The organism is Paractinoplanes rishiriensis, from assembly GCF_016862375.1.
In the GTDB taxonomy this organism is placed as follows: domain Bacteria; phylum Actinomycetota; class Actinomycetes; order Mycobacteriales; family Micromonosporaceae; genus Actinoplanes; species Actinoplanes rishiriensis.
The window spans coordinates 65109-76361 of record NZ_BOMV01000040.1 but is presented as its reverse complement, the minus strand read 5'-3'; the positions used below and the strand labels follow the sequence as shown (position 1 = coordinate 76361).

Annotated in this window: 13 protein-coding genes, 1 tRNA gene and 1 pseudogene; 9 read left to right on the top strand and 6 right to left on the bottom strand. The window is 68.4% G+C overall.

The genetic code is table 11. The annotated features are described in order from the left end of the window. Both Ari01nite_RS18575 and Ari01nite_RS18570 read left to right on the top strand, forming a co-directional pair. Window positions 1–272 (top strand): MazG-like family protein (locus Ari01nite_RS18575; protein WP_203782519.1); only part of this gene is annotated, 272 nt, incomplete at its 5' end. 7 nt (window positions 273–279) lie between these two features. Beyond that, window positions 280–645, top strand: a pseudogene (locus tag Ari01nite_RS18570) (hypothetical protein); the annotation flags it as partial. A 121-nt stretch (window positions 646–766) separates the two neighbouring features. On the opposite strand, the gene Ari01nite_RS18565 reads toward Ari01nite_RS18570, so the two are convergent. Both Ari01nite_RS18565 and Ari01nite_RS18560 read right to left on the bottom strand, forming a co-directional pair. Beyond that, window positions 767–1615, bottom strand: coding sequence for an alpha/beta fold hydrolase (locus tag Ari01nite_RS18565; protein WP_203782518.1), 849 nt, complete (start codon window positions 1613–1615; stop codon window positions 767–769). Further along, the gene (locus tag Ari01nite_RS18560) at window positions 1612–2979 is read right to left on the bottom strand and encodes a serine hydrolase domain-containing protein (RefSeq protein WP_239162836.1); all 1368 of its coding nucleotides are present in this window, start codon (window positions 2977–2979) and stop codon (window positions 1612–1614) included. Before Ari01nite_RS18560 ends, Ari01nite_RS18565 begins: the two co-directional genes overlap by 4 nt. Window positions 2980–3214: 235 nt before the next feature. On the opposite strand from Ari01nite_RS18560, the gene Ari01nite_RS18555 reads away from it, so the two are divergent. Both Ari01nite_RS18555 and Ari01nite_RS18550 read left to right on the top strand, forming a co-directional pair. Continuing rightward, window positions 3215–3613: a hypothetical protein gene (locus tag Ari01nite_RS18555; protein ID WP_203782517.1), complete on the top strand. Its 399-nt coding sequence runs from the start codon at window positions 3215–3217 to the stop codon at window positions 3611–3613. Next, a complete protein-coding gene (locus Ari01nite_RS18550) occupies window positions 3610–4065 on the top strand; it encodes a hypothetical protein (RefSeq protein WP_239162835.1) in 456 nt (151 codons plus the stop codon). Before Ari01nite_RS18555 ends, Ari01nite_RS18550 begins: the two co-directional genes overlap by 4 nt. A 403-nt stretch (window positions 4066–4468) precedes the next feature. On the opposite strand, the gene Ari01nite_RS18545 is transcribed toward Ari01nite_RS18550, so the two are convergent. Genes Ari01nite_RS18545 through Ari01nite_RS18530 form a run of 4 tightly spaced genes read right to left on the bottom strand, consistent with a single transcriptional unit; the run spans window position 4469 to window position 6891 of the window. Beyond that, window positions 4469–4771, bottom strand: coding sequence for a hypothetical protein (locus Ari01nite_RS18545; RefSeq protein WP_203782516.1), 303 nt, complete (start codon window positions 4769–4771; stop codon window positions 4469–4471). Between the two features lie 31 nt (window positions 4772–4802). After that, a complete protein-coding gene (locus Ari01nite_RS18540) occupies window positions 4803–6068 on the bottom strand; it encodes a WXG100 family type VII secretion target (protein ID WP_203782515.1) in 1266 nt (421 codons plus the stop codon). Continuing rightward, window positions 6065–6394: a hypothetical protein gene (locus Ari01nite_RS18535; RefSeq protein ID WP_203782514.1), complete on the bottom strand. Its 330-nt coding sequence runs from the start codon at window positions 6392–6394 to the stop codon at window positions 6065–6067. The genes Ari01nite_RS18540 and Ari01nite_RS18535 overlap by 4 nt, the downstream gene beginning before the upstream one ends. Continuing rightward, entirely contained in the window at window positions 6391–6891 is a 501-nt protein-coding gene (locus Ari01nite_RS18530; protein WP_203782513.1) for a YbaB/EbfC family nucleoid-associated protein, read from the bottom strand. Before Ari01nite_RS18530 ends, Ari01nite_RS18535 begins: the two co-directional genes overlap by 4 nt. A gap of 255 nt (window positions 6892–7146) precedes the next feature. Between Ari01nite_RS18530 and Ari01nite_RS18525 the strand changes: the two genes are divergently transcribed. The 5 genes from Ari01nite_RS18525 (at window position 7147) to Ari01nite_RS50940 (ending at window position 11222) form a co-directional block, all read left to right on the top strand. Further along, window positions 7147–7788 carry a phosphotransferase gene (locus Ari01nite_RS18525; protein WP_239162834.1) on the top strand — a complete coding sequence of 214 codons (642 nt, stop codon included), beginning with the start codon at window positions 7147–7149 and terminating at the stop codon, window positions 7786–7788. A 320-nt stretch (window positions 7789–8108) separates the two neighbouring features. After that, window positions 8109–8462: a hypothetical protein gene (locus tag Ari01nite_RS18520; RefSeq protein WP_203782512.1), complete on the top strand. Its 354-nt coding sequence runs from the start codon at window positions 8109–8111 to the stop codon at window positions 8460–8462. 2 nt (window positions 8463–8464) lie between these two features. Further along, complete coding sequence (locus Ari01nite_RS18515; protein ID WP_203782511.1) at window positions 8465–9118, top strand: nucleotidyl transferase AbiEii/AbiGii toxin family protein; 654 nt, start codon at window positions 8465–8467, stop codon at window positions 9116–9118. A 338-nt stretch (window positions 9119–9456) separates the two neighbouring features. After that, window positions 9457–9532: transfer RNA gene (locus Ari01nite_RS18510), tRNA-Arg, on the top strand. Window positions 9533–9701: 169 nt separating this feature from the next. After that, a complete protein-coding gene (locus tag Ari01nite_RS50940; protein ID WP_203782510.1) occupies window positions 9702–11222 on the top strand; it encodes a GGDEF domain-containing protein in 1521 nt (506 codons plus the stop codon). Window positions 11223–11253 lie beyond the last annotated feature (31 nt).

Sequence of the window (11253 nt, the reverse complement as noted above, 5' to 3'; positions counted from 1 at the left end):
TGGCCGGCGAGGTGGGCGAACTCCTGGCCGAACTGCAGTGGCTGACACCCGAGCAGTCCGCGGCCGTAATGGCCGACGAGGAATTAGGACCACGCGTGCGAGCCGAGGTGGGTGACGTCACCATTTATTTGGTACGCCTGGCCGACGTGCTCGGCATCGATCTGGTCCAGGCCGCACTGGACAAACTGGAAGACTCGGGCCGCCGCTACACGGTCGAGGCAGCGCACGGTTCGGCCGCGAAGATCGGCTCCGATCACCCGCCCGGTTCATAGCCAGGCGATGACTGGTCCCGCAGCCTGTCGGTGCTCGACCAGGATCTCGCCGACGCGGGCCTGGACTGGGTCGAGGTGGTGGTCGAATACCAGCTGCTGCGAGTACCTCACCGACTTCCTCGGCCTGCTCGCCGAGCACGGTGACACCGTTCGGGGTGCGGCGTACCTGCACAACGCCGTCGACCGGGACATCGCGGAACTCCTCGACCGGCCGACCAGCCGGATCTTCACGAAGCAGCGCCGCGGCGACTTCATCGGCCCCGACCTGGTCGCCCGGAACGGCCGGCTCGTCACCGCTCGCGACGAGTTCAAGGACCCCAACTTCCGCAGCCGCAAGACCGTGAGCGACGCCGAGGCCGACCGTCTCATCCGCAACACCTACAAGGTCCTGATGACCCGCGGCATGCGCGGCACCATTCTCCATGCGGTGGACGCCGAGACCAGGGCTTTCCTTGCGGGCTGGTCCAGGTCAGCCGCGGCCTCGAGACGGTCTATCAGTGAGCTAGCACCTCGCGCAGCTTGGCGGCGAACTCCTTGGGCTTGCCGGCGTAGCCGAACTCGCCGCCCAGGAAGCCGCCGTGGTGACTGGGGAAGACCGTCGCCTCCTGGCCGAGCAGGGCGGCTGTCGCCCTCGCCGTGCGGGCGGTGTAGGTGTTGCCCGACTCCTCGCCGACGGCGATCACGATGCGGGTGGGTGCGGCCCTGAGGAGGGCGACGTCCGGGCGGTAGTCGGTGATCGCCCACGACTTCTTGGACAGCAGCGGGTCGTCGCGGTTGCCGTCATCCTCGGCCGGCATGCCGAAAGCGGCCGGGTCCGGTGCCGGCTGGGCGAAATACTCGTCGGTGAATTCGCCCTGCCACGATGTCATGGCGATGAAAGAGGCCATTCCAGAGCCAAAACCCTTGGTCTCGTACGCCTCGTTGAACGCGGCCCGGCCCCGGTCGGCGGCCTCGGCGTCGGGCAGCACGGAGTTCAACGGCGGCTCGTGGGCGACCAGCGTGCGTACGTCGTCCGGGTGGGTGGTGACGAGTTCGAGCGCCGTCACCGCACCGCCGCTGCTGGCGAACATGTCGACCGGCCCCCGCCCGAGCGCCTCGATCAGCAGGTGCAGGTCGGCCGCCTGGTGCTGCGGCGTGTGATCGTGCCGGCCGTCCTTGCGCACGCTACGCCCCAGCCCACGCGGGTCATAGGTGACGACGGTCCAGTCCTCGAAGTGCGCCGCCAGCGCCCCAAACCCCTCGGCCGTCATCGGCTGCCCGATCATGACCAGCACCGGGCCGTCGCCTCGTACGTCATAAACAAGGTCAACGCCCGGCAGCGCCAGAGTGTGCGTAGTCGTCATGCGGGTGAGACTACGTCTGCCCGGGGGAGGGCGCGGCCGTTGTAGAGGTATCGCCCGTTCTGGAGGAACGCGATCTGCGGGTACACGCCGTCGTCGGTCTCGGTGGCGACGAAACGGTCGTCACCCAGGGCCCGGTAGTGAAAGGTGCTCGGTTCCTCACCCAGCTCCGCCGACAGCCCGCGCGGGATCGCGGTGATATTCAGCCCACCGTCGCCGGCGGCAACGTCGTAGGCCACGAGCGGCCCCTGGAATCTCCCGCAGTAGACGTCGGCGTCAAAGGAGACTGATGCGGCCGGCGGCTGCGTGCGCTCCGGCACCCGGATGCCGGCGACCTCGGCGAACACGGCGGTCAGCACCTCGTCGAGCAGCGCACCGCCGGCGCCACCGTTCAGGTTGACCGCCACCACCACGTCCCGGTCCGGCACGATCCGCCAGCACGTCGACTGCCCCGGTGTGCCACCGTCGTGCCCGATGACTTGCGCGCCGTCCCATTCGTACAGCGCCAATCCCAGACCCCAACGCCCAGCGGGACGCGCCCCCAGCTGCGGAAGCGTCACCTGCGGCTCGCGCATGGCGCCGAGCCAGCGGCGCCCGTCGCCGTCACCGAGAAACATGCGTCCAAAACGCACCAACTCGCGGGGCGCGGCACACGGCGTCGCACCCGCCGGCCCGTGCGATCGCGGCAGCTGCCAGAGCGACACCGGCTCCTGCGGATCGCCGTAGTGCCCGACCGCGGTGCGGAACATAATTGCTTCCTCCGCGAACAGCGCCATGTGCGTGATCCCGAGCGGTTCGATGAGGCGCTCACGCATGACGGATTCCCAGGTGCCGCCGCGGAGCTTGGCGATCAGTGCCCCGAGCACGCAAAAACCGGCGTTGCAATAGGCGTAAAGCTCGCCGGGTGCGTGGATTTGAGTGGCATTGGTACGCATGAATGCAAGCAGCCGGTCGACCGCGTCATCACCGCGCCCGGTGTCCTCGAAGAGGTCGCCGTCGAAGCCGCCGGTGTGCGAGAGCAGGTTTCTGATAGTGACCTGCTCGCTGGCGTCGCGATCGATGACGGAGAAGCCGGGGAGATAGGTGCGGACGGGCTTGTCCAGCTCTACCAAACCGTCGTCGATGAGTTGCATGACGAGGGTGGTGGTCCAGACCTTTGTCACCGAGCCGATCTGGAAGAGGGTGTCGGGGGTGGTCTCTACGCCGGTGTTGCGGTTGATCACGCCGGTGGCGGCTTCGGCCAGGTCGTCGCCTACGCCTACGGCGATCGCGGCGCCGGGGACTTTGTGGCGCTGGGCGGATTCGTCGAGCCACTGCTGGAGATCCGGGAGAAGTGCCATGGGATGACCGTACGATTTTGCCGCCACTCGATACCATCGCCGTTCTCAGCCGAGCCAGCGGAGGACGGGTGAGTATGGCCAAATCTCGAGCTCAGACCCCCGGCGAGTCCGGGGCAGGCGGCGGCGGTGGCGGACCGCCCAGACGGAGAATCGGCTCCGGGGATGGCGACGACAGCGTCTCGGGGGCGCTTGCCAAGGTGGCTCAGCGGGGCAGGGCGGGAAACTCCTTCCAGGCAGAGCCGCACCGATCCAGGGTCCAGCGGTGAAGATGCCGTTGAAGCCACCCAATAACCGGCACAATCTCAACAGCATCCGGCCCAGTAATCCCGCCAAGGAGAAGAACACCGTTGTGCTGCCCGGCGCCGACGTCGCGGCTGGCTTGGCGGATATCTCTGCCGGGCGGGCAACCTGGGTTGCCGAGAGCAGCCGTTACGAGGCGAATGGCCGGAAATACGACCGGAACCGTCTTCCCGGTGTCCGGTCCGGGCTTCGTGATTTGTCGCGGTCCGAATATAAGGTCCTCAAGCAGTTGATCGGCGCCGACGGTGACGTAGCCGCGGCCCGCGACGCGTTACGCCGCGACCCGAGCGTCTCCGAAGCACACTGGCGTTCGGCACTCGAGGTTTTCCAGCACCACAAGAGCTACCGGGGTGGCGCATGACGTACGGAATCTATTTCGACAGCCGGACCTCCGCCGAAGCACTGCGGCAGGCGCTGCACGCTGTCTACAACGTGCCGCTGGAACTGGTGTACGCCGGTCCGTACGACGCGCTCAACGATCACCCCGGGCCTGATCCGGTAGCCCTGATCACGCCTGCCGGCGGACAGTTCGGTCATGAGTTCAGCGCCGGCGACAAGCTGCGGGAACTGAGTCAGGCAACCGAACTCGAAGTGGCCAAGGCGATGTGCCGGGTGGCGCGAACCCGGGCGTTGCTGGACGACGGCGGTCCCGCTCCCGACTACTGGTTCCTGGTGACGGCGGATGGCAGCTACGGACGAGTGCAGACCGATCCGGACAGCGACGAGCTCACCATTCTGTACGCCCTCGAACCCATCAGCGGCGAACCGGATCTGCCGGTCGTGCCACCACCTGACTGGGCGCGAACGTGGTGATCCGGGCGCAGTTTCAGGGAAGTTGAGCCCGGTCAAATCGGTCGATCAGACCTGGCCGGCGCCCGCCGAGTGCCGCTGCCGGACCGCCGCAGTGCTGCGGCACCGCCGAACAGCCCCGGCAACGCCGCAGTTTCCGGACGCCACCGCCGAGAATGCCGGATCGTTCCACACCCGTTCGGACACAACTCGGCGAGCGCGCCGCGTAGAGCGGCGCAAGCTGCCCGCCCACTCATGCCGAATACGTATGGTGACCGCTACACGGTCGGGTGCCCGGCCGGCGGATGCGGTGCACCGGCGGATCATTACGCTGGGCTTCGTCCGTGGGGAACGCACAACCCCGGCGGGCTGCCGACGCGGCGGCGGCGCTGCGCAGTGAAACTCGGCCGGGCCGAGCGGGGCCTTATCAGTAGTAGTAGGCGTGGGCCGTTGCCGGGGCCGCGCCGGCGCGCCGGTAGGCCCGCATGATTGCGACGACCACCTGGTTGAACAACCTCCGGTTCACGCCGTCCGCGGTGCCCGACGGCTCGCCCGCCGCAGGATCGAACAACAGGTCCCCGATCGGCGTGCCGCTGCCGTCCGCCGGCCGGAACCTGCGGGTGGCGACCTCGAACGTCACAAAACCGCTCTGCTGGTCGGCCTCCCACCGGTAGAGCACCCGCTCACCGGCCGGGTCGCCTTGCGCCCAGATCCCGATCGAGGCAGTCATCGTGGGCACCGCCCGACGTCGCCGAACACTGTCAATCCCTTCGCTGGTAGCCGACCCCGTTCCGAGCCGCGGCTTCAGGATCCCACGTGTAGCCCGCCTCGTTCGTGGCGGCGTGCGCACGCCCGTAGCTCGGGTCGCCCGTGCTGGCCATGTGTTGCGCCTCGAACCGCTCGTGCCGCAACAGGTCGATGTCCGCCGGGTGCGGGTTGCCGTCGGCGAGTCGCTGCCAGGCCTCGGCCATGCGTGGGTTGGCGTCGAAACGTCCCATGATGTTGTCGCCGTACGAATCGAGCAGGTGCTCGTCGCGGAACACGTGATTCTTGATCATCGTGATGTCGTCGGGGCTGAAGCCGTACTCGCTGGCGGTGGCGGCGACGGCCGGGAGCTCGTCGTCGCTCGCCCGGAACCCGTCGTAGGCCTGATTTGCCCAGTCCTCTTCGAAGTCGATGTCGCCGCGCGGTGGCCGTAGCTCCCCACCGGTCTGGCGTCCGGGGGACGGCGCGTCGGGGGTGGTCCCCGCCGGATCGGAGCGGCTGAGCCGGCGGAGTGCGTTCTGGAGGCCGTCCAGAACGCCGGTTAGCTCGGTGAGCTTGCCGCTCAGCCGCCGCAGGCTGTCGAGCAGTGCTCGGATGAATCCCTGAATCCGGTCGACCCATCTGGCGACCAGGGCAGCTACCTGACCGACGACGACCGGGGTGGCCAGGCCCAGCGTCAGACCTGCTTCCGCCAGCCACTGGGGTAGACGGGCGGCGAGGGTGCCCACGAACTGCGCGATCAGGTCACGGACGATGCCGCGGACCAGACCGACGATCAGACCGGCGCCTTCGACGGCGTACGAGATCCCCTCGGACGCCTTGGCGATGCCGCCGAGGGCATCGGCCTGCAGCGCCGCGTGGCCACGATAGGCGTCACCGGAGGCGCCGGACCAGCCGCCGGTCTGAGCCCGAACCAGATCGGCGTATTCCTGCTGGTTGGCGGTCGTAGCCGCGGCAACGTTTCGCCAGGTGGCCGCGTGCGCCGCGATCTCGTCGGGATTGCCGGCCAGCAAGTCCAACGCTTCCTTCAAGGGCCGGACGTGCTCCATCAGCCAGGAGACGCCCCACGCCACCAGCGAGCCAAGCGGGTCGATGGCCATGCCCAGCGCGTCCAGACTGCCGCCGACACCACCCAGCGTGCCGTCGACCCAACTGCCGTCCTGGATGCCGTTGCTGATCTGGGCGGCGCTCTCGGCCAGGCCGAGCCCGGTGTACCAGGTGGTCGAGCTCTGGACGTCGGCGACCAGCGGGTTGTCGGTCACAGCGGCAGATCAAGGGTCGAGGTCTCCGCCGCCCTCAGGTTTCCGGCGCTGCGGGCGTCCGCTGCCGTTATGGTCGACGCGGTGGCGCGCAGCTTCAGCGCGGTCTCCCCGAGCGCCTCCACCGCAGCGTTCAGGACCTCAGTCGCGTCACCGAAAACCGGACTCAGCAGAGCCGGCAGAAACTGGCAGAGCTGCCCGTACGCCTGGCCGTCCATGACGACCTGACCCACCGCCGCGCGGGCCTGCGCCATCTCGTCGGACACCCCGCTGACCGCGTCGGCGTGCTGGAGTACGGCGTCAGCCGGAAACTCCACGCCCGCGCTCACCGCTCCTCCTCATCCTCGACCACGGGAAACCGGGTGTCGAACGAATGGATCACGGCGCGTCCCGTCTCGGTGTCTGCGCCGACCGTGTCCCGTACCTGCTCGGCGACCCGACCGGAAAGGTCTGCCTGAGCACGCCGGATCACCGACACGATCTCCTCGGCCAGCCGGGGACCGGTCAGCTCGTGCACGCGGTCGTCGAGTTCCAGGCGCTCCACCTGACCGGCCGACCCGACTGTCACCCGGATCGCGCCGTCGCGGCCCTCCGCACTGCCGGTCAACGCCGCCACCCGCCGCGACAGCTCCACACTGCGGGCGGCTTGCGCGTTCACCTGCCCCACCCAGGCGTCCAGCCATTCCTCAGCGGCATCGATATCGTTCACGGCTCCGCTCCCATCGATATCTCCCGTCAGGCTAACGAGCCACCGCCAAGCGCCCGGCCCGGCGACGCGACGTCCACCGCCCGGATGCCCCCACCATCCGGCGTCGCTGGCGGCCACGGTTGCCGCGATGCGCCGGGCAGGGCATCACGTCGACGTCCCGCTCTGGTCAACGGGTATGGCCGCTGACTGCACCCAGTGCCACGCCGGGTGCACCGACAGCCCGACCAGGTAACGGCATGGCGCGCGGCTGGAGCCGTAATCTGTCTCCAGCCGCGACGTCAGGAGTCCGCAACCTTGTCCCGCCGCCAATGGCACGAGCTGCCGCCTGCTGTACGAGGCGAGGTCCAGAGCCAGACGGGCCCGATTCTGCGGGTGACGCCGGTCGAAGCAGGGTCGATCTCCGACTTCGCGGCCGTGCTGGAAACCCGCGACGGCCGGTTCTTCTGCAAGGGCGCGGTCGAGGCCAATCCGATGGGCTGGATGCATCGCAACGAGGCCAGGATCAATCCGTATTTGCCGGCTCAGATGCCGCGCTTGCAGTGGCAGGTCGAGGCCGACGGCTGGCTGTTGCTGGGCTTCGAGTACGTCGAGGGGCGGCATCCGGATCTGAGTCCGGGCTCGCCGGATCTGCCCGCCGTGGCCGCCACGCTCGGTGCGATGGCTGTGGCGCTTACGCCCTGCCCGATCTCGAAAGTGCAGGCCGCCACCGTCCGGTGGGCCGACTGGGTCACGCCCGAAGCGGTCGATGGTCAGACGCTCGTGCATACCGACGTAACGCCGCACAACTTCCTGCTCCACGCAGGCGGTATGACGGTTGTCGACTGGTCGATGCCGTGCCGGGGAGCGGCATGGATCGACACCGCACTCATGGTGGTCCGTTTGATTCGCGCGGGACATTCCCCGGACCAGGCGGAGGCCTGGGCCAGCCAGATACCCGTGTGGTCGACCGGCCGGCGTGAAGCGGTCGACGCCTTCGCCGCCGGTGTCGCCGCACTGAGCCGTGACCGGCACTAGCAGCGACTATCTGTCACCCACCTCGGCCAGCTTGCCGATGCGGCCGAGAGCTGGGACTTCTACCGCAACGCGCGGTACCGGCGAACGAACAGTCGGGTTGACGTTTCCGAAGGCCAAGGCCAAGTCGTATGACGACATCCCAGAGCTGGACGGTTCCGTCACGGTCCGTAGCGGTTGTACGCCGGGCATCTTGCGCCTTGGGATGCCCGGCAAAGTCATCCGCGGAGCGCACGCCGAAGTTTGAATTGAGTGCGCCAGCCACGTGCGTGAGACATGCTCAGGAATGCCTGGCCGTATTATCGGCTCAGGAGGTGGAGCAGGTGGCAGCGATCGACCGCCCGCCGCGCGGTTCGCGGTATGCGGATCAGCGGCACTATGTCGTGCCTGCGAGTCTTGCCGATCTGCGCGGGCCGACCGGCGGCCAGGTGACCCTCGATCGATCATTGGATTGGTCCGGCGACAGCACCTATGACCTCGACGATCCCGGCGACCTCCAGGTGATGTATCAGACCGTCCTGAACCAGGCGGCTACCGCCGAGGATCTGAATCGCTGGCTCGATGCCGATATTCTGCGTCGGGTATGGCCGTCTCTTTGGCTTCCCGCCCGATTGAGGACGCTGTGGCAAGCCCGCTTCTCGGAGCTGGCCGCTCCTCCGCAGGCGCTCGCCGGCTGACGATGGATCCGATCCATCTGCGGCTCGCGGAGATCGGGCTCCGAGTGGCCGGTCGTTACGGCTTCGCGCTTGCCGGCGGGTACGCCGTCCAGGCGCACGGCATCCTTGATCGTCCAAGCGAAGACATTGACCTCTTCACCGCCTGGGACCGCCGTGGTGACTTCGCCGCGGCGGTTGACGCCGTCGTCGACGGCTACCGCGCGGCCGGATACGCCGTCGACGTCGTTCGGCAATTCGAGACCTTCGCCCAGCTCGCCGTCACCGACCCGGCCACACCTGAGAGGCCTTACAAGGTCGAGTTGGCCGCGAACTGGCGCTCCTTGCCGCCGGTGGTGATGGACGTGGGCCCGGTGCTTCACATGGACGACGTCGTCGCCGGCAAGATGTCTGCCCTGTTCACGAGGGCCGAGCCGCGTGACTTCCTGGACGTCGATGCCGCCGTCATGACCGGTTACTACACCCGTGAGCGGCTGCTCGAGCTGGCCGGGGAGGCTGACGCCGGTTTCGACCGCCGGATCTTCGCCGACCTGCTGGCCGTGCTGCATCGCTACCCGGATAGGCGTTTCGCCGCCTACGAGGCAACCCCTGATCACATCGCTGCGATGCGTAAACGATTCGAGGAGTGGCGGGATCAGCTGGCGGCCGACCCGACGTAGCGGGCGAGCCACGTGCCGGGACACCGCGTGCGTGAGGTGCCCCGGCGTCGCTGCCGCAGGAGGCGCACCCCGCGGTACCGGTGCACGAACAGTCGCGTGGCTTCCATCGAAGGTCAAATGGCATCCTGCCTGCTCAGAATGCTCGGGATGCGCTCGGCGAGTGGATAGCACCCGAGATCAGCCGTGGTCACCGCCGGGCACGTGTGCGCAGAAATGCTCGGTGCATCCTCCGACCAGCCAAGGAACCGCCATCGACGCGGCAGAAGGCACCATTTGGTGCCCATGGGGACGCCCGGGCACTCGTGAGTATCGCCTGGTCGGTACGATATGGGCCGCAGGCCCTCGTAGCTCAGGGGATAGAGCAACGGTTTCCTAAACCGTGTGTCGTAGGTTCGATTCCTACCGGGGGCACCACACCAACCCAGATGCAGGCCGCGGTATCTCCGCGCCCGAGACCGGATTCCGCAGGCTGAACCGGACATGTGGCGCGCGCCACCTGGCAGGAATCCTGCCAGAAGCTCAACCTCGCCCCTCCCGTGCCGATCCCAGGTTTGATCTACCTGACGGGAAGGGTTGGCTGGACGTGAGCCGGTGGTGGCAAGGGGGAGCGGCCTGGGCCGCGGCCAAGTGGGGTCGTTCGGCTCCGCTGCTGCGTGCGTCCTGGGTGGTGTTACTTGCTGCGGCTTTCTGGTTCACGGTCAATCTTGTGCATCCGGTGGGGCCGTCGCTGGCCCTCTGGTTCGGCACGCCGCTGGGGGCGCTCGCCGCCTCGGGCGTGTTCTGGGTGACCTCGCGTCGGCAGAACCTGCCGAAGCCGGCCCGACGCTTCTGGCGACATCTGACGCTGGTGGGACTGCTGGTGGGGGTGGGGCAGACGTTCCAGGCGCACGATGCCTGGCGGCACCCGGGGGCCACCCTGTCGGTGGGGCCGGTGGTGCTGGCCGCCTCGCTTGCGGCCATCGCGATCATTGTGTGGGCGCTGTTCCGGCTGCCTACCGGTAAGACCACCCGGAGCGAGACCACCCAGGTTTCCCTCGACGCCGGCACGGTCATGCTGGCCACCGCGGTCTTCATCTGGCACTTCGGCACCCGGTTCGACATCGGGCGGTCCACCGGTGCGGAACTGGCCGGGTCGCTGGTGCTCATCGTGCTGGCCAGCTTCGCGGTCTTCGTTCTGATGAAGGTGTTGTTCTCGGACTACAAGGTGATCGACGGGCCGGGGCTGCGGCTGCTCGCGCTGTCCATCCTGGTCGGCGGGGTGGCCCCGGTCTTCCAGCAGTTCCTCGAGGGCTACGGCGGCCGCATGTACGTCACCCAGCTCAGCATCCCGCTGATCTTCCTGTTCGCGGCGGAGGCCGCACACCGCCAGACGGCACCCTCGATGGGTCAGCGCCGCAAGAAGCGCCGGCCGTTCAGCCTCTTCCCGTACGGCGCTGTTCTGGGCGTCGACGCCCTGCTCGTCTACGTGGCCTGCTTCGACCTGGCCGACATCGTCGTGGTGGCCGGCGCCGCCGTCCTGCTCACCGTCATCGTCGTCATGCGGCAGGTGCTCTCGCTGGTCGCCAACGGGCGGCTGGTCGAGCAACTCGATCACAGCGCCAACCACGACGGCCTCACCGGGCTGCCGAACCGGAGCTACTACAACCGGCGGCTGCACGAGGCCATGGCGGCCCCGGGCGACCACGTCGTCACCCTGGCGCTGCTCGACCTGGACGGCTTCAAGATGGTCAACGACACGCTCGGCCACGACGTCGGCGACGCGCTGCTGATCGAGGTGGCGGAGCGGCTGCGCCGGTCGGTCCGGGCCGGCGACATCGCGGCCCGGCTGGGCGGCGACGAGTTCGTGGTGTTGATCGAGGGGCCGGAGCCGGAGGACGTGCAGAACTTCGTCGACCGGATCGTGGCGGCCTTCGGCGAGCCGGTGCGGACCGGGGAGCACGAGCTGCCGATCCGGTCCAGCATCGGGATCGCGACCGGGCGGTCCGGCGACGACGCCGGCGCGCTGCTGCGGCACGCCGACCTGGCCATGTACGCCGCCAAGGACATCCCCGGCACGGCCGCGCTGCACTACGAGCAGCTGGCGACGAAGACTGTTGCCCGGTAGCGGGCCCGGGGAACCCCGGGCCCGCCAGCGG